The organism is Solwaraspora sp. WMMA2080 (assembly GCF_027497395.1).
GTDB lineage: Bacteria > Actinomycetota > Actinomycetes > Mycobacteriales > Micromonosporaceae > Micromonospora_E.
Window position 1 is genome coordinate 6,097,015 of record NZ_CP114910.1, and the last position, 17,601, is coordinate 6,114,615.

17 protein-coding genes are annotated in these 17,601 nt (G+C 71.7%); 15 read left to right on the top strand and 2 right to left on the bottom strand.

Features of this window, described 5'->3' with window-relative positions:
- Nucleotides 1-30: 30 nt before the first annotated feature.
- The 13 genes from O7543_RS27940 (at nucleotide 31) to O7543_RS28000 (ending at nucleotide 14,285) form a co-directional block, all read left to right on the top strand.
- Complete coding sequence (locus O7543_RS27940; RefSeq protein WP_281551126.1) at nucleotides 31-1,677, top strand: ABC transporter substrate-binding protein; 1,647 nt, start codon at nucleotides 31-33, stop codon at nucleotides 1,675-1,677.
- Nucleotides 1,678-1,707: 30 nt separating this feature from the next.
- Nucleotides 1,708-2,577, top strand: coding sequence for an ABC transporter permease (locus O7543_RS27945; protein ID WP_281551125.1), 870 nt, complete (start codon nucleotides 1,708-1,710; stop codon nucleotides 2,575-2,577).
- Nucleotides 2,574-3,626, top strand: a complete 1,053-nt coding sequence (locus tag O7543_RS27950; RefSeq protein WP_281551124.1) for an ABC transporter permease — start codon at nucleotides 2,574-2,576, stop codon at nucleotides 3,624-3,626. Before O7543_RS27945 ends, O7543_RS27950 begins: the two co-directional genes overlap by 4 nt.
- Nucleotides 3,627-3,633: 7 nt before the next feature.
- Nucleotides 3,634-4,326 carry an alpha/beta hydrolase gene (locus O7543_RS27955; RefSeq protein WP_281551123.1) on the top strand — a complete coding sequence of 231 codons (693 nt, stop codon included), beginning with the start codon at nucleotides 3,634-3,636 and terminating at the stop codon, nucleotides 4,324-4,326.
- Complete coding sequence (locus tag O7543_RS27960; RefSeq protein WP_281551122.1) at nucleotides 4,323-5,381, top strand: ABC transporter ATP-binding protein; 1,059 nt, start codon at nucleotides 4,323-4,325, stop codon at nucleotides 5,379-5,381. The genes O7543_RS27955 and O7543_RS27960 overlap by 4 nt, the downstream gene beginning before the upstream one ends.
- Complete coding sequence (locus tag O7543_RS27965; protein ID WP_281551121.1) at nucleotides 5,378-6,385, top strand: ABC transporter ATP-binding protein; 1,008 nt, start codon at nucleotides 5,378-5,380, stop codon at nucleotides 6,383-6,385. Before O7543_RS27960 ends, O7543_RS27965 begins: the two co-directional genes overlap by 4 nt.
- On the top strand, nucleotides 6,382-7,146 hold the full coding sequence (locus O7543_RS27970; RefSeq protein ID WP_281551120.1) for an amidohydrolase family protein: 765 nt from the start codon (nucleotides 6,382-6,384) through the stop codon (nucleotides 7,144-7,146). The genes O7543_RS27965 and O7543_RS27970 overlap by 4 nt, the downstream gene beginning before the upstream one ends.
- Entirely contained in the window at nucleotides 7,143-7,598 is a 456-nt protein-coding gene (locus O7543_RS27975; protein ID WP_281551119.1) for a hypothetical protein, read from the top strand. The genes O7543_RS27970 and O7543_RS27975 overlap by 4 nt, the downstream gene beginning before the upstream one ends.
- Nucleotides 7,599-7,660: 62 nt before the next feature.
- A complete protein-coding gene (locus O7543_RS27980) occupies nucleotides 7,661-8,473 on the top strand; it encodes a creatininase family protein (protein ID WP_281551118.1) in 813 nt (270 codons plus the stop codon).
- 32 nt (nucleotides 8,474-8,505) lie between these two features.
- Nucleotides 8,506-9,138 carry a cyclase family protein gene (locus O7543_RS27985; protein ID WP_281551117.1) on the top strand — a complete coding sequence of 211 codons (633 nt, stop codon included), beginning with the start codon at nucleotides 8,506-8,508 and terminating at the stop codon, nucleotides 9,136-9,138.
- Between the two features lie 19 nt (nucleotides 9,139-9,157).
- Nucleotides 9,158-10,690, top strand: coding sequence for a gamma-glutamyltransferase (locus O7543_RS27990; protein ID WP_281551116.1), 1,533 nt, complete (start codon nucleotides 9,158-9,160; stop codon nucleotides 10,688-10,690).
- On the top strand, nucleotides 10,690-12,666 hold the full coding sequence (locus tag O7543_RS27995; RefSeq protein WP_281551115.1) for an FAD-dependent oxidoreductase: 1,977 nt from the start codon (nucleotides 10,690-10,692) through the stop codon (nucleotides 12,664-12,666). Before O7543_RS27990 ends, O7543_RS27995 begins: the two co-directional genes overlap by 1 nt.
- Nucleotides 12,663-14,285, top strand: coding sequence for an amidohydrolase family protein (locus O7543_RS28000; RefSeq protein WP_281551114.1), 1,623 nt, complete (start codon nucleotides 12,663-12,665; stop codon nucleotides 14,283-14,285). Before O7543_RS27995 ends, O7543_RS28000 begins: the two co-directional genes overlap by 4 nt.
- An 8-nt stretch (nucleotides 14,286-14,293) precedes the next feature.
- Here O7543_RS28000 and O7543_RS28005 read toward each other — a convergent pair whose 3' ends face one another.
- Entirely contained in the window at nucleotides 14,294-14,515 is a 222-nt protein-coding gene (locus O7543_RS28005) for an antitoxin VbhA family protein (protein WP_281551113.1), read from the bottom strand.
- A 7-nt stretch (nucleotides 14,516-14,522) separates the two neighbouring features.
- Between O7543_RS28005 and O7543_RS28010 the strand changes: the two genes are divergently transcribed.
- Nucleotides 14,523-15,380 (top strand): hypothetical protein, encoded by an 858-nt coding sequence (locus O7543_RS28010; RefSeq protein ID WP_281551112.1) that lies wholly within the window; start codon nucleotides 14,523-14,525, stop codon nucleotides 15,378-15,380.
- A 166-nt stretch (nucleotides 15,381-15,546) separates the two neighbouring features.
- Entirely contained in the window at nucleotides 15,547-17,034 is a 1,488-nt protein-coding gene (locus O7543_RS28015) for an IS66 family transposase (protein WP_281551111.1), read from the top strand.
- Between the two features lie 276 nt (nucleotides 17,035-17,310).
- Here O7543_RS28015 and O7543_RS28020 read toward each other — a convergent pair whose 3' ends face one another.
- On the bottom strand, nucleotides 17,311-17,502 hold the full coding sequence (locus tag O7543_RS28020) for a hypothetical protein (protein ID WP_278170824.1): 192 nt from the start codon (nucleotides 17,500-17,502) through the stop codon (nucleotides 17,311-17,313).
- Nucleotides 17,503-17,601: the final 99 nt, after the last annotated feature.

Genomic DNA, 17,601 nt, shown 5'->3' on the forward strand with positions numbered 1-17,601 from the left:
TTCGTCCCATACCCCGCCGAGGAGCGCACTATGTCGGACGATCCCCGCAAACTCCCGCAGAATCTGATAAGCCGTCGCGCGATGCTGCGCGGCACCGGTCTGCTCGGTCTCGGCTTCGGCGCCAGCAACCTCCTCGCCGCCTGCGGCGTCGCCTCCGATGGCAGCGAAGACGGCGACGACGGCACGAGCAGCGGCGGCACTCTCACGCTCGGCATCGACGCCACCAGCGCCGTCAACGACCCCGCTTTCTACACGTCACTGGGCGACTGGATGGCGGTCGACTGCATCTGCCGTGGACTGACCTTCATCTCTTTCGAGACCAACGAGCCGCAGGCTGACCTCGCCGAGAGCTGGGAGATCTCCGACGACGGGCTGACCTACACCTTCACTCTGCGTCAAGGTGTGACCTTCCACGACGGCACCACCTTCACCTCGGCGGACGTGCTGGCCAGCCTCGGTCGGCAGTTCAACGAGGACGACCCGACGCTGCCTGAGGGGTCTTCCCGGCCGCTGCGCAGCCTCGGCGCCAACGTCGCCTCGCTGGACGCTCCGGACGAGTACACCGTGGTGATGGTGCTCAACAGCCCTGACGCCACCGTGCTCAACCGGCTCTCCGACATCGGCGGCCGGATCATCTCCTCCGCTGCACTCGCCGAGTACGGCGCCGACATCGGCAAGAACCTGGTCGGCACCGGCCCGTTCCAGTTCTCCTCGGCCACCGCCGGGCAGCAGGTGGTGCTGACCGCATTCGAGGACTACCGCACCGGCCGGCCCAAGGTCGACCGGCTGGTGATGCAACAGGTCCAGGACCCCTCGACCATCGTCAGCTCGCTGCTCAGCGGCGACCTGTCCGCCACCCAGTTCACCCCGTACTCGGCGGTCGAGCAGCTCAAGGCCGACGACGCGGTGACCTTCCACGAGACGCCGTACAGCTTCGACGCGATGATGATGATCGACGCCCGGCGGATCCCGGAGCTGGAGGTGCGCCAGGCGATAAACCTGGCAGTCGACCGCGAGGCGATCATCGCCCAGGCGTTCTTCGGGATCGGCGCGCTGCCCGACGGCTACACGATCCCGCCGTCGCAGGACGGCTACGACCCGAGCCTGGCTGACCTGAGTCGGTTCGATCCGGACGAGGCCCGGCGGCTGATCGAGGCGGCCGGCGCCACCGGCCGGCAGGTGGCGTTGATGGCGGCCAGCGACTCCTGGCACCCGCGCGCGGCGCAGATCGTCGCGCAGAACCTCACCGACATCGGGCTGACGGTCGTCACTGACTCGGTCGACCCGGCGACCTACTTCAGCCGGCTGCTCGACCCGGAGGACGAGTTCCACGAGGTGATGATCTGGGAGCGCAACTCCTACATCCCGGACCCGGACAACATGATCGGGGCGATGGGCCTGCCGTCCGGGGTGTACGGCGACTTCACCTCCGGATTCAACACGCTGCCCGGATCCGAGGCGTTCGCTGACGACCTGGCCGCCGCGAAGAACCTGCCCAACGGTCCCGAGCGCACCGCCGCGTACAGCGACATCCAGCGCCGGTTCGCCGAGCAGTACATGGTGCTGTCGATGCTGTGCTACTCGGCGAACCCGGTGGTGACCGGGGCGAACGTCGAGGGCGCCAACGTCGCCGCGCTCGGCAACCACCGCTGCTTCATGGAGAACGCCAGTGTCTGATCCGATCCGCACGGCCCGGCCGGGGGACCGGTGACGGTCGCCGGGGCGCGGCCGGTCGGGCGATGGAGAGCCGCCTTCGCGCGGCGCTCCATCGCCCGGTCCTGGCTGGCCACCGTCTCCTGGCTGGTGGTCGTCGGTTTCGTGCTGATGGCGACAATCGGGCCGCTGATGATCGGCGCCGACCCGGAGCGACAGAGCAACGTCACCCTCGCCGGGTTCGGTACCGCCGGGCACCCGCTCGGCACCGACGATCTCGGCCGTGACTTCCTGGCCCGGCTGGTGTACGGCGCCCAACCACTGCTGCTGGTCGCGTTCCTCGCCACCGTCCTGGCCGCGCTCATCGGCACCACCGTCGGCATGCTCGCCGGCTACCTCGGCGGCTGGGGTGAGCAGATCCTGATGCGGGTCACCGACGTCGGGCTGGCCTTCCCGTCGATGCTATTGATCATCCTGGTCGTGGCGGCCAGCGGACCCGGCGTACGCAGTCTGGTGGTCGGGGTCGGGGTCGCGCTGTCACCCGGCCTGGCCCGGCTGGCCCGGGCGTTGACCGCCCGGGAGGCCGCCCGCGACTACGTGCTCGCCGCCCGGCTCGGCGGCACCCGGTCGCCCCGGATCATGATCCAGGAGATCCTGCCGAACATCGCCGGCCCGCTGCTCGCCCAGATCGTGATGACCCTGTCGGTGGCCGCCGGATTTGCCGCCGGCCTGTCCTACCTGGGCCTGGGCATCCAGCCGCCCACCCCGGACTGGGGCTACATGGTGCAGGCCGGCCAGGAGTTCATCTACTCGGCACCCCGGATGGCGGTGCTGCCCGCAGCGTTGACGCTGGTCTTCGTGGTCGCCAGCAACTTCGTCGGCGACGACCTGCGTGACGCGCTGGACCCGAGGAGCCGCCGATGATGCGGCTGCTGCGCGGCAGATCGCTGCCGATGCTCACGATGCGCCGGCTGGCCAGCGTGCCGGTGGTGCTGTTCGTCCTGGCCTCCCTGGTGTTCCTGGCCATCCGCCAGCTACCCGGCTCGCCGTCGTCCACCCTCGCGGCCAGCGGTACCCAAGGGCTCAGCGCCGAGCAGATCTCGGCCAACGAGGCCCGGATCAACGAAGCGCTCGGTCTGGACCGGCCGATCTGGGAGCAGTACCTGCGCTACCTCGGCGACCTGCTCGGCCTCGATCTCGGGCGCTCCTTCTACGGCGGCAACAGCGTGCTGGACCTGCTCGGCGGGGCACTACCGGCGACGATCGAGCTGACCGTCGCGGCGATGCTGATCGCCGTCCTGATCGGGGTCGTCACCGGGGTGATCGCCGCGCTGCGCAAGGACACCTGGGTCGACACGACCACCCGGTCCATCGCCACGGTCAGCTTCTCGCTGCCCTGGTTCGCCCTCGGCGTACTGAGCATCGTGATCTTCGGGGTGTGGCTGCGCTGGATGCCGGTGATCGGTCGGCTGCCCAGCCAGCTCGACTACCAGCCCACCACCAACTTCGTGCTGCTCGACGCGATCCTGCAGGACCGGCCGGAGCTGGTCGGGCCGTGGCTGCAGTACCTGATCCTGCCGGCCACCACCCTCGCGCTGGCGATGGCCGGCTTCATCACCCGGATCGTGCGGGCCTCGGTGCTGGAGGTACTCAGCGACGACTTCGTGCGGACCGCCCGGATGAAAGGGCTGCGGGAGCGGACCATCCTGCGCCGCCACGTGCTGCGCAACGCCGGCCTGCCCATCGTGACCGTGCTCGGTCTGCAATTCGGCTCGCTGCTCGGCGGTTCGGTGATCACCGAGACCGTCTTCTCCTATCCCGGCGTCGGCAACCTGCTGGTCAGCTCGGTGCTGCAACGCGACTACCCGGTGGTCCAGGGCGCCGCGCTGGCGATCGCACTGCTGTTCGTGCTGGTCAACGCAGCGGTCGACCTGTTCTACCTGGTCCTGGACCCGCGCCTACGGAAAGGATGAGTCCATCATGGATATCGTGCTGGTGCACGGCGCCGGCGGCACCCCGAGCACCTGGGCCCGCGTGGCACCGTTGCTGCGCGCCGCCGGGCACCGGGTCCACCTGGTCACCAATCCGATGAACTCGCTCGTCGAGGACGTCGCCAACACCACCGCCGTGCTGGCTGACTGCGCCGGGCCGGTGCTGCTGGTCGGGCACTCCTACGGCGGCGTCGTGATCACCAACGTCGGGCGCGACATCCGGGTCGTCGGGCTCGTCTACGTCTGCGCGTTCGCCCCCGACGAGGACGAGTCGGTGCAGGACATCATCGGCCGCTACCCGCCGGCCGAGGTCAGCCGGCACATGCGGCGTGGCCCCAACGGCGAATGGGCCTCGGAACACAGCCCCGAGTACTGGGCGGAGATCGGCTGGGACGTGCCGGAAGCCGAACGGGACAACTTCGACGCCGACTCGCGCCCCAGCGCCGACGCCATCTTCGCGCAGCCCACCGGGGTGCCCGCCTGGCGCGACAAGCCGTCCTGGTATCTGGTCGCGGCCGAGGACAGGACACTGCGGCCGGACACCCAACGGGACATGGCCGCCCGTGCCGGTGCCACCATCTCCGAGGTCGGCGGCAGTCACTTCACCCCCCGGGTCCGGCCCCGCGACGTCGCCGACCTGGTCGAGCAGGCCGTCGCCAGCGTCACCGGAGCGCCCCGGTGACCTCCGCCCCGACCGGCCCGGCCCCCGCCGGCCCGCCGGCGCCGGTGCTGTCCGTACGCGGGCTGCGGGTCGAGTTCGACGTGCCCGCCGGTCGGCTGCCCGCCGTCGCCGGCGTCGACCTCGACCTGCACCCCGGTGAGATCCTCGCCCTGGTCGGCGAGTCCGGCTCCGGCAAGTCCGCCCTGGCGATGAGCCTGGTCGGACTCAACCGGGCACCCGGCACGCACATCAGCGGCCGGGTGGACTTCGCCGGCCGGAACCTGGCCACCGCCAGCGAGGCCGACCTGCGCCGGGTCCGGGGCAGGGACATCTCGGTGGTGTTCCAGGACGCCCTCGCCGCACTCAACCCGTTGCAACGGGCCGGGGCGCAGGTCGCCGAGATGATCCGTACCCATCAACGGATCAGCCGGGCGCGGGCCTGGCAGCGGGCCGAGGAGCTACTCGCCGACGTCGGGATCGCCAACCCGGCGCGCAACGCCCGCGCCTACCCGCACCAGCTCTCCGGCGGCATGCGGCAACGCGTCATGATCGCGATCGGGCTGGCGAACGACCCGACCGTGCTGATCGCCGACGAGCCCACCACCGCCCTGGACGTCACCATCCAGGCCCAGGTGCTGGCCACCCTCAACCGGCTGCAGGCCGAACACGGCACCTCCATCGTCCTGATCACCCACGACCTCGGCGTGGTCGCCGAGGTCGCCGACCGGGTCGCCGTCATGTACGGCGGCCGCATCGTCGAGCAGGGCACCCGCGACCAGGTGCTGTACTCACCGCAGCACCCGTACACGATGGGGCTGCTCGACTCGGTGCCCCGGGTCGACGGGCCGGTCGCCGACCGGCTGCCGGCGATCCCCGGCAGTCCGCTCACCGGCGTCGACCGACCACCCGGCTGCGGCTTCGCCCCACGCTGCGCGTTCGCCCACGGCGACTGCGACAGCGCGCCGCCCGAGTTGACTCACCGGCACGGCGAACCCGGCCACGTTGACGCCTGCCTGCTCGACGCGTCGGCCCGGCACGCCGCCCGCACTCCGGCAGCGGTCGGAGGTCGACCGTGACCAGCGTGCCACTGATCGAGCTGACCGGACTGCGGGTGGAGTACCCGGGGCGCGGCGGTGATCCGGTCCGCGCCGTGCGCGACGTCGACCTGGAGGTCCGCGAGGGCGAGACCCTCGGGCTGGTCGGCGAGTCCGGCTGCGGCAAGTCCACCCTCGGTCGGGCCATCCTGCGGATCACCGAACCCACCGCCGGCAGCATCCGACTGCTCGGCCGGGAGATCACCGGACTGCGCGGCACCGTCTTCCGACAGATCCGCGCCGACCTGCAGATGGTCTTCCAGGACCCGTTCAGCTCACTCAACCCGCGGCGGCGGATCGCCGACAGCGTCGCCGAGCCGCTGCTGCGCGGTCGGGGGGTCAGCCGGGCCGACGCCGGCCGGGCCGTCGACGAACTGCTCGACCTCGTCGGGCTCGGCCGCGACGCCGGCCGACGCCGGCCGCACGAGTTCTCCGGCGGCCAGCGGCAACGCATCGGCATCGCCCGGGCGCTCGCCCCGTCACCCCGGTTCATCGTCGCCGACGAGCCGGTCTCCGCCCTCGACGTCTCCATCCAGGCCCAGGTGGTGAACCTGCTCGCCGACCTGACCCGGGAGCGCGGCCTGACCATGTTGTTCATCTCGCACGACCTGGGCGTGGTGCGGCACATCGCCGACCGGATCGCCGTCATGTACCTCGGCCAGATCATCGAGGTCGCCGACCGGGACACCTTCTTCGACGTGCCGGCACACCCCTACAGCGAGGCACTGCTCTCCGCCGTACCCACCCTGGACCGGGAGTCCGACCGGGAACGGATCGTGCTCGCCGGCGAGTTGCCCGACCCCGCCCACCCACCGGCCGGATGCCTGTTCCACACCCGGTGCCGGTACGCCGTCGAACGCTGCCGCACCGAGGCGCCGGCACTGCGATCGATCCAACCGGGCCGCACGGTCCGCTGCCATCTTCCCCTGGTGCCGCAGGACATCCCGGCACCGTCGACCGTCACCACCGGAGGCACAGCACAGTGATCATCGACGCGTACAACACCACCCAGGACGTGCGGGGCCGATCCGACTACCTCACCGGCGCCCGGCCGGGGCAGGCGCCGCCGCCGTACACGCCGTTCGACCCGCGGCGGATCCTGGACCGGATGGACGCCGCCGGGGTCGACATGGCTATGGTCTGCTCCCTGGCCCAGCGGATCGAGAACGACTTCATCATCGGCCTGGCCAAGGCCCACCCGGACCGGCTGTTCGGCTTCGGGCAGGTCCGCCCGGCCGACGACGACGCGCTCGACGAGATCGCCCGGATCGCCGACGCCGGCCTCAAAGGGCTCAAACTGCACCCCAGCCTGCACGGCTACCACGTCGCCGACCACGGACTGCTCGACCCGGTCTTCGCCGCCTGCGCCGAACACGGCCTGATGGTGCTGATCAACGCCCTCGACGACGCGTTCTGCGCGCCGCTGGCGATCGAGGAGATCGCCAAGGGCCACCCGCAGGTGCCGACGATCATCGCCCACATGGGAGCGGTCTGGAACGTTCCCGAGGCGATCATCGTCGCCGAACGGAACCCGCACATCTACCTGGAGACCTCAGCCACCCTGATCAGTGACGTCAAGCGGGCGTACGCCCGGCTCGGTCCGGGGCAGATCCTGCTGGGCAGCGAGTGGCCCGGCTCCGACTTCGACCTGGAACGGATGAAGATTGCCAAGGCGATCCCGGAGGCCGCGGACCGGGCGCTCGTCGAGGGCGGCAACATGGCCAGGCTGCTCGGGATCGCCGCATGACCGCCGAGGATGTCGCGCCGGTGCCGGCACCGGACGGGATGACCCCGGGCGAGGTCGAGCTGCTCGACGTCGCCCAGCGGCTGCTGGCGAAGGTCTGGGTCACCGGCCGGCACGAGGTCGCCACCGCGCTGCGCACCCCGGACGGCACCATCCACACCGGCGTGCACCTGGAAGGGTCCTGCCGGCGCAGCTCGATCTGTGCCGAAGGTGTCGCCCTCGGCGTGGCCCGCGCCGCGTTGCCCGCCGGGACGCCGCTCACCGTCGACAGCGTTGTCTCGGTGCAGATCAAGCCGGCCGGCCGGTTCCGGGTCATCGCCCCGTGCGGGGTGTGCCGCGAGCTGATCAGCGACTACAGCCCGCAGGCCCGGGTCTGGATCACCACCGTCGACGGCGCCGTCACCGCGACGGAGGCCATCGACCTGCTACCGGAGAAGACCCGCCGGGCCTGGTGACCCGGCCCCGTACACGTACCGCGCCGTGCCCGACTCCGTCCACGTACCGAGAGAGGAACACCGTGTCTGAACCGTCCCGCACCGACCTTGACCGGGCGGCGCTCGCCGCCGAGCTCGGCGGCCCCGGCACCCCGGTCGCCTGGGCCGACCTGACCTGGCCGGAGGCCGGGCAGACGGCAACCGCTGTCGACTCGGTGATCATCCCGGTCGGTGCCACCGAACAGCACGGCCCGCACCTGCCGCTCGCTGTCGACACGCTGATCTGCGACGCGGTCGCCCGCGACGTCTCCGCGCTCACCGGCGTGCCGGTGGTGCCCCCCATCGGGTTCGGCGTCTCCGCCTCACACGGCGACTTTGCCGGCACCATCGCGCTGCGCCCGGAGACCCTGATCGCCGTCGTCGAGGACGTCATCGACTCGCTGCACGCCAGCGGCGTACGGCAATTCATCCTCCTCAACGGGCATATCTGGAACAACGGCTCGCTCGACGTCTCCGCCGAGAAGCTACGGGTCCGCCACCGCGACTCACGGGTACGGGCGTTGGCCTACGTGACCATGTACCCCGGACCGGAGGTCGATGGCCACGTCTACCACGGGCGCGGGCTGATGCACGCCAACTACTTCGAGACCTCGGTGATGCTGCACCTGTATCCGGACCTGGTCCGGATGGACAAGGCCACCTCGCACCGCGACGTCGACTCGTTCTGGGACTACCGAATGGACCAGGTCAGCGACACCGGCGTGTGGGGTCGCGACGTCGCCGACGCCACCGCCGAGCACGGCCGGGCCGAGTACGACCGCTGTGTGGCCACCACCTCCCGGGCCGTCGCCGCCGCCGTGCGCGAACCCTGGCCTGACCCCACTCACCGGCCCTGACCGTCCCGCCACGCCCCGCCCGGAGGACCCGCGTGAAGATCTACGACATCACCCTGCCGATCCATCCGAAGATGCTGCACTGGGGCCGCAAACCTGAGGTGGAGATCGTCGAGTCGCTGGCCAACGGCGACGCCTCCAACGTCACCCGGTGGCGGCTCGGCGCACACACTGGCACCCATGTCGACGCACCGGCGCACTTTGTCGACGGTGCCACCCCGATCGATGAGGTCGCCCTGGAGACCTTGGTCGGCCCGGCCGTGGTCGCCGACCTGACCGCCGTCGACGGGGACGTGACCGTCGCTGACCTGGTCGCTGCCGGCGTCGCCGGTGCCACCCGGGTGCTGCTGAAGACCAGCAACTCGGCCGGCCCGCTGCGTGAGACCGAACGCGCCGAATCCTGGGTCGGACTCTCCCCGGAGGCCGCCCGCTGGCTGATCGACCAGCGGGTCGCGCTGATCGGCATCGACTACCTGACCATCGAGAGCCACCGGCGCACCGACACCTGGGACGCCCACCACGCCCTGCTCGGCTCCGGCGTGATCATCCTGGAGAACGCCGACCTGGACGCCGTGCCGCCGGGAGAGTACGAACTGGTCTGCCTGCCGACGAAACTGGTCGGCGCAGACGGGGCGTTCGCCCGTACCATCCTGGTCCAGCGCGACTGACCCGGCGAGACTGATCCGCATGTCGATCGAGATCGCGCTCGCCGCACCACATCCGGCCGCGTTGGACGCCGCCGCCGACGTGGTAGCGGCCGGCGGTGGCGTCGTTGACGCCGCCCTCGCCGCCGCCGCCGCGCTCACCGTCGCCTACCCGCACCAGTGCTCGGCCGGCGGTGATCTGATCGCTCTGGTCCGCACCCCCGACGACGAGGTACGCGCGGTGTTGTCGGTCGGCGCCGCCGCCGGCGGCGTGGACGTCGCGGCGCTGCGCGCAGCCGCCGACCGGATGCCGCCCGGCGGACCGCTGACCGTCACCGTGCCCGGTGTCGTCGCCGGCTGGGCCGCGCTCGCCGGACTCGGCGGCCGGCTGCCGCTGGCCCGGGTGCTGGCACCCGCCGTCGAGTTGGCCGCCGGCGGCGTACCGGTCAGCCCCGGCCTGGCTGCGGCGATCCTGCGCCGGCTCGACGTGGTACGCGCCGATCCCGGCCTGGCCGCGTTGCTGCTCGACGGCGACGGCGACGGTACGCCGCTGCCGCCCGGAGCGGTGCTGCGCCAGCCGGCGCTGGCCCGCACCCTCGGCACCATCGGCGCCGACTGGCGCGACTACTACCAGGGCGAACTCGCCGAGGCGCTGGCCGCCGGACTGGCCGCGCTGGGCAGCCCGCTGACCACCGCCGACCTCGCCGGGCACGCCGCCGAGCTGACCGATCCACTGCGGTACGCCGCCGCCGGCTCCCAGGTGACCTGGTCCGTCGCGCCGCCACCCAGCCAGGGCGCCACCCTGCTGGCCATGCTCGCCGCCAACGCCAACGCCAACGCCAACGCCAACGCCGCGTTGGCCACCGCCCGGACCGCCGAACAGCGCCGCGACACCCTCCTCGGTGACCCCCGGGTCGGCCCGGTCGACCTCGACGGGCTGCTGCTTCGCACCGACCCACCGACCGGGCCGGCGCCGCCGGCCGGCCCGAAACCGGCCGGCGACACCGTCGCGGTCACCGCCGTCGGCAACGACGGCACCGCCGTCACCCTGATCCAGAGCGTCTTCCAGACCTTCGGTGCCGGCATCTGCGAACCCGGCACCGGCCTGGTGCTGCACAACCGGGGATCGGTGTTCAGCCTCGACCCGACCCACCCCGGCCGGCTGCGCCCCGGTGCCCGCCCACCGCACACCCTCTGCCCGGCGATAGCCACCGGCCCGGACCGGGTCGTCGCGCTCGGCTGCCAGGGCGGCCGGGCCCAGCCGTGGATCCTGGCCCAGGTCGCCGCCGACGCGCTGACCACCGCCGACCCGGCCAACCTGCTGGCCCGCCCCCGCTGGGTGATCGGCGCCCGCGACGTCGGCCAGGACCGGCCCAGCCTGCTACTCGAACCCGACACCCCGGCCACCGACGCGCTGCGGGCCGCCGCCACCGACCTCGGCCTGCGGGTGGTGCAGCTGCCGCGGCGTCACGACGACGCCGGGCACGTCCAACTGTCCCGGCTCACCCCGGCCGGCCTCGACGCGGCCAGCGACCCCCGCGCCGACGGCGCCGCCCGGGTGCTGCGGGGCCGTTGATGGACTCCGCCGAAGCGGCCACGCTGCTCGCCGACCCGTACCGGCTCGGGCCGGTCACGCTGCGGTCCCGGATCGTCAAGGCACCCACCTCGACCGGTGCGGCCGACACGGGCGGGTACGCCCGGCCGTGGCACCGGGACCACTATGCGCGGGTCGGCCGGGGGAGCGCGTTGACCATCGTCGAGTTCACCGCGATCGATGACGGCGCCGCCCTCGGCTTCCCCGGCCATCTCAGCATCGCCAGCGACGACCACGCCGCCGCGTTGGCCCCGGTCGCCGAGCGGATCCGGGCCGACGGTCGCGTCGCCGGGCTGCAGATCGCCCACGCCGGACGACAACGCACCCTGCCGGGGGAGGCGCTCGCCGCGTCGGCGGTGCCCTGGCCCGCCATCGAACGCCGACTCGGGCTGCGGCCCCGCGCCATCACCGTCGACGAGATCGCCGCGGTCGTCGACGGCTTCGGCCGGGCGGCAGGCCGCGCGGCCCAGGCCGGCTTCCAGGTGGTAGAGATCCAGGCGTCCAACGGCTACCTGCTCGCCGGGTTCCTCTCCCCACACACCAACCGGCGCGACGACGACTACGGCGGCGATCCGGCCCGGCGACGTCGTGTCCTGCTGGAGGTCGTCGCCCGCTGCCGGGCCGCGCTGCCGGCCGAGGTGGCGCTCACCGTACGGCTGTCCGACCGCGACCACGAACCTGGTGGGCAGGATCTGGCCGAGACCACCGGGCTGGTCTCGGCCCTGGCCGCCACCGGCCAGGTCGACGCGGTACACGTGTCGTCCGGCAACCACGCCACGCGGGTACGCCAGGTGCCGCCGGCCGCCGTGCCACCCGGGGCCGCCTGGCGATCGGCCCGGACCCTGCGGGCCGCCGGGCTGCCCACCATCGCCTGCGGCGGGATCACCGAACCGGCACAGGCGGCCGGGCTGCTGCGCGACGGCACCGCCGACCTGGTCGCGCTCGGCCGGGCCTTCCTCGCCGACCCGGACTGGGCGGAGAAGGCGCTCGCCGGTGCCGCCAAGCGGATCCGCCCCTGCGTACGCGGCAACGACGGCTGCCACGCCCGCGCCGCCCTGATCGGCCGGCCGGTCGCCTGCACCGTCAACCCATCGCTGAGCCTGCCGCCGGCCTCAGCGTCGTCCGGCCCGGTGCGACCGGCCAACCGGTCGCCTCACCTGGTGCCGTCGGACGCCCCAGTGCTCGTCGCCGGGGCCGGTCCGGCCGGTCTGGAAGCCGCACACCGGCTCACCGAGCACGGACACCGGGTCCGGCTGTACACCGGTGGCCGGCCCGGCGGTGCCCTGCGGGACGCGGTGGACAGCGGGGTGCACGACAGCTTCGCCCCGTACCTGCGCTGGTTGACCGACCGGCTCGCGGCCAGCGCCGTCGAGGTGGTCGACGCCCCGCTGCACCCGGCGGACCTCGGTGGAGAGTGGGCCGGGCTGCTGGTCGCCACCGGCGGCGTGGCGCGGTCGCTGTCCGGCGCGGTGCCCGCCCTCGACGTGCTGCGCGGGCTGGTGCCGCTGCCCGCCGACGGTCCGGTGCTGGTGATCGGCGCCGGCCGGACCGGCACCAGCACTGCCGCCGCGCTGGCCCGGCGCGGTGCCGACGTCACGCTACTCGGCGACACCACCCAGGTGCTCGACGACGAACCCCCCGACGACCCACCGACCTGGACCGACCTGCTCGCCTCGGTCGGGGCGCGGACCGTGCTCGGCCACCGGGCCAGGGTCACCAACGACCAGGAGGTGCAGGTGGACGGAACGGTACTGCGGGCCGGGCTGATCGTCGCGGCGGTCGGTCGCGAACCTCACCACGACCTGTACGAGGCCGCCGCCGAGGTGGCCGCCGGTCGGCCGGTGCTGCGCTGCGGCGACGCGCTGCGCCCGGGACGGCTGCACGACGCGGTGCACGCCGGGGCGCGGGCGGCCCGGACCATGCACGAGGCCCTCGCCTTCCGGCAGGTGACCCGGTGACCGGCGGTGATCTGCTCGTTGTCGGCGACGTACAGACGATGGACCCGGCCGGCCCGCGGGCCGAAGCGGTCGCCGTGCGCGCCGGGCGGATAGCCGCCGTCGGCGACCTGCGCGCCGCCCGCGCCGCCGTCCCCACCGGTACGCCGGAGCTCGCCCCGCCCGGCGCGGTGGTGCTGCCCGGCTTCGTCGACAGCCATGTCCATCTGATCTGGGCCGGCCGGGCCGCCGCCCGGGTCGGGCTGGACGACGCGGTCAGCGTCCGCGACATCTGCGACCGGCTCAGCGGGTACGCCCGCCGGCATCCCACCCGCCGGTGGATCGAGGCCGACGCCGGCTTCGACCCCGGTGACCTGGCCGAACGCCGGCTACCTAGCGCCGCCGAGCTGGAGGCCGCCGCTCCTGGCCGGCCGGTGCTGCTGGACCGTAAGGGCCACGACGGCATCGCCAATCTGACCGCGCTGCGGCTGGCCGGGATCTCCGCCGGCACCCCGGACCCGCCCGGCGGGCGGATCGACCGGTACGCCGACGGCACCCCGACCGGGCTGCTCGTCGAACATCCGGCGGTCGCCCTGGTCCGTGCGGTGGTCCCGGAGCCGGACCAGCAGACGAGGATCGACTGGATCACCGCCGGGCAGGCGGCGCTGCTCGCCCATGGCATCACCACCGCCGTCGACCCGGCGGTGCCGGCCGCCGAACTGGCCGCGTACGCGGCGGCCGGCCGGGCCGGTGCGCTGCGGCTGCGTACCGTGGCGATGCCGTTGGGCGGCGACGACGTCGACGACGCGCAGCTTCGCCGTACCCTCGATGGTTGTGATCTTGACCGGGCCGCGCCGGGTCTGCTGCGCGCCGGGCCGACGAAGCTGTTCCTCGACGGCGGCGGCTCGCTCGGCACCGCGCTGCTGTCGTCACCCTGGCCGGGCACCGACGGCTACCACGGCAACCAGAGCCTGCGTACCGACACGGTGCGGGCGCACTGCGCGGCAGCGGCGGCGCACGGGCGGGGCGTCGGCGTGCATGCCGTCGGCGACGCCGCGATCGACCTCACCCTGTCGGTCTTCGCCGAGGTCGCGGCCGGCAAGCCGATCGCCGGACTGGGCTTCCACCTGATCCACGCCTACCTCGGCCCTGGGCCGGCGGCGATGGCCACCGCCCGGCGGCTCGGCGTGCCGGTGTCGGCGCATCCGGCGCTGCAGTGGGCGTTCGGGCTCAACCTGATTGACCGACTCGGCGAGCCGGCCGCGGCCGCCGCGAACCCGCTTCGGTCCTGGTTGGACGCCGGGGTGACGGTCGGTGGCGGCTCGGACGGGCCGGGGCCGCCGATGTCGGTGCTGCACGGCATCTGGCAGGCCCGTACCCGTCGGGTCCGGGGCCGCGACGAGCCGCTCGGGCCGGACCAGGCGATCACCGCGCCTGAGGCGCTGGCGCTGTTCACCACCGGCGCTGCCGAGGTGGCCGGCAACCGGCGGGCCGGCTGGGGCGCCGGGGTGCTGCGGGTCGGCGAGCCGGCGGACCTGACCCTGCTCGACGTCGACCCACTCACCCCGGACCCTGACGCGCTGCTCGCCGGCACGGTCCTGGCCACCGTGGTCGCCGGCGAGGTCCGGTACGCCGAGGTATGAATCGACGGTCACGCCGCGCCATAGAGCCGCCGGACGAGATTACGCATCTGCTCAGTGCTGATCTCGCCGCCAGTCCACCGCTCCATGACAGTCTCGACGTGGGCGCTCGCCGTCAACCCTTCAGCCCTTACCGAGGCTGCTGCCTGCATAAACGACCGGGTACGCTCGGCAGTCATCTCGCCGGGTAGTTGCTCACGGGTTTCGCGAACCGACAACGTCTCAACCAGCACTTCCCGAGTGTGCCCGATTGTCTACACACTTACCGTCGGTAAGGCCGCGCTGGTGCCGCCGGAGATCGAGGAACTCGCCGGCCCGGAGATGGGTGGCATCGCGGTGGGTCGCCACATCGGACTGCCAGGTGCCATCGTGCGTAAGACGGCGAAGGAGTACGGCGCCGCTTGGCTGGCCGAAGGCGCGGCGGTCGCCGGCCGAGGGCATCCGGCTGCAGTCGCTGCTGACCCGCGCCGACCTCGACCGCCGCTGACCATGTCCCGGCGGCTGTCACGCCGCCGTGGTGCTGGCGGCGGCGACGGCCATGTCGACCACCGCCGCGACGCCGACCGCGATCTCGTAGCAGACGGCATCGCCCTGGCGATTGTGTGGCGTACCTTCCTGGACGCTACCGGAACGCATTCAGCGTCTGCGGCGGGAATTTCGGGGCTTCTGACGCTCTCCATCGGGAACATCGCCGCGCTGTCGTGGCCGCACCAGCCGGTCCAGCAGCGTCCGACGGTTGGCGTCGCCCGGTGGGCTGACCTGGTAGCCAAGTCGTTCGAGTTCCTCAACAGCGCATGTGGGATCGCGCCGGACCACGGCGGCTGCTTGTTTGCGACGGTACCGGTCCCGGCTCTGGTTGAGGGTAGTCTCCCAGTCATTCTTCGGTGCCACGAGATCTTCGACGATAAGACACTCAAGAAGGTCTTCCAGGGCGGGGCGGAATCGGCGTCCACCAACTGGGAGGTGGATTTTGTTCAGCCCGTTTATCCCCTTTTTTCGGGTCTCGGCAAGGTGGCGTTCGAATGCCTCGTGGCGTGCGTTGACCTGGATATGTGCTTCCGTGTAACGGGCCTTGTTTCGTTCGTAGTCGTAGTGTAACAACTCGATTTTCTCGTCGCCTACCAGCAGGCTGCATACCGAGGCCTGGACGGTCAGAAACGTAAACATTCACGTCTTGCTGGCGGGTTTGCTGTTGGGTAGCGTGACTCGCCGGGCCGAGCTGGGGGTGGTTGCCGTCTCGGACCGATCGTGATCTTGTGCCCGGGTGGTTGATCCGGAGGCGCTGTCGCGGGACGAGCTGATCGCGGTGGTCCGTGATCAGGCCGCTCAGTTGGCGGATCAGACGGCCGAGGTGGAACGGCTACGTGCGGAGTTGGAGCAGATCAAGCGGTTGATCTCGCGGAACAGCCGAAACTCCTCGATGCCGCCCTCGACCGATGATCTGCCTGGCCGGTCGGGTAGGAGCAAGCCCGCCGGCGGTGGGCGCTCGGGCGGGAAGAAGCCGGGGCGAGGTAAACAGCCCGGTGCGCCGGGATCGTATCTGCCCTGGTTGGACGAGGCCGACGTCCGGGTGGTTGACCAGCGTCCGTGCGGGCCGTGCGAGTGCGGGACGGACCTGGCGGGGGCTGTCGACGAGGGGGTGGTGTCGGCCAGTCAGGTCACCGACGTGCCGCTGGTCACCGCGTCGACGGTGGAGTACCGGCAGTACCGGGTCCGGTGCGGCTGCGGCCGGAAGCACGTCGCCGCCCCGCCGAAGCAGGCGGGGGTGGGTAACACCCGGGTGTACGGGGCGAACCTGCGCGCTCTCGCCGTGTACCTGCTGATCGTGCAGCACGTGCCGGTCGAGCGGTGCGTGCGGCTGATCGCCGATCTGGCCGGCACCCGCGTGTCGGCCGGGTTCGTCCACAAGGTCCTCGCCGCCGTCGCGGCGGCGGTGACCGACATCGTCACGATGATCAAGGCGTTGATCACCCTGGCCGAGGTGGTCCATTTCGACGAGACCACGATCCGGGCGGGTGCCGCGGGCCGCAACGGGTACGTATGGTCCGCGTCGACCGGCCGGTACACCCTGTACGCGCTGGCTGAGCGTCGCAGCGGCGAACAGTTCCGCACCATCGGGATCGGGCCGGCGTTCACCGGGGTCGCCGTGCACGACCGGTACACCGTCTACGACCAGGCCGGCAACTTCGCCGACGGGGTGCGGCACCAACTGTGCCGCGCACATCTGCTCCGCGATCTCGAAGACGCGGCCGAGACCTACCCCGACCACGTCTGGCCGGTCCAGTGCCAGCGGGCGCTACGCGGCCTGATCCACGCCGCGAACCTCGCCCGCGCCGCCGGACAGGCCGAGATCGACCCCGCCGTGCGTGACCCGCTGGTCCGCGAGTTCCGCGACGGCGTGATCGTCGGCCGTAAGGACGTCCCCCGCGTCGGCGGCCCCCGCGACAGGCAGCCGCCCGGCCGCAACCTACTCGAGGATCTCCACCACCGCCACGACGACGTCCTGCGGTTCTGCTACGACACCACCATTCCGCCGACGAACAACCTCGCCGAGCGTGACCTACGGCCGAACAAGACCCAGCAGAAGATCTCCGGCCGGCTCACCAGCGAGAAAGCCACCCGCGACCGGCTGACCATCCGCAGCTACCTATCCACTGCGGTCAAACACGGCGTCAACGCCATGACCGCACTCCGCGACGCCGTCACAGGGAACCCCTGGATGCCGCAGACCGCCCACATCCTCCAGGGCTGACCCCGCGCCCTCACAAGAGGTGAATGTTTACCGGTCAGAAACGTGCCCTCGTCCTCGTCGAGATTGAGTCGGCACATAACGTCGAGCCAGATGGGGGACGCTGCGGCCGACCTCATCCTGACCGGTTGGGCGGTGATGCCGGTTAGTTGGGTGCCGACGATCGCATGGTGTTGATCGGGTGCGATCCTGGCTGCGATCGTCGCTGAGTCGCAGACTGTGTTGTTGAGAAGTATCCGCAGGTTCTCGGCAAACTGTCGGGACTGCTCGATGAGCGCCTTATTTGTCGAATTCGCCAATGGAGATCCACAGCTTTTGTGCTTCCAGTGAATCGAACTGCCGTGCCCTCGCCATCTCGGCGAGTTGCTGGTATGTGATATGCAGTTTATCCAATGCCTCCTGGACTGCTTGCTTCCACTCGGAGGCATTGAGTTCGGTGACAGTTGGCCCGGGAAGGTTGGCGGCAGTCATTGTGACCTCCCAGAGTTGATCATCGTCTGGTTGGGCATGGCTCATCTTAGATGCATCCACCCATCTGCGCTACCCGTCGTAACCTACCTGACACGCCAG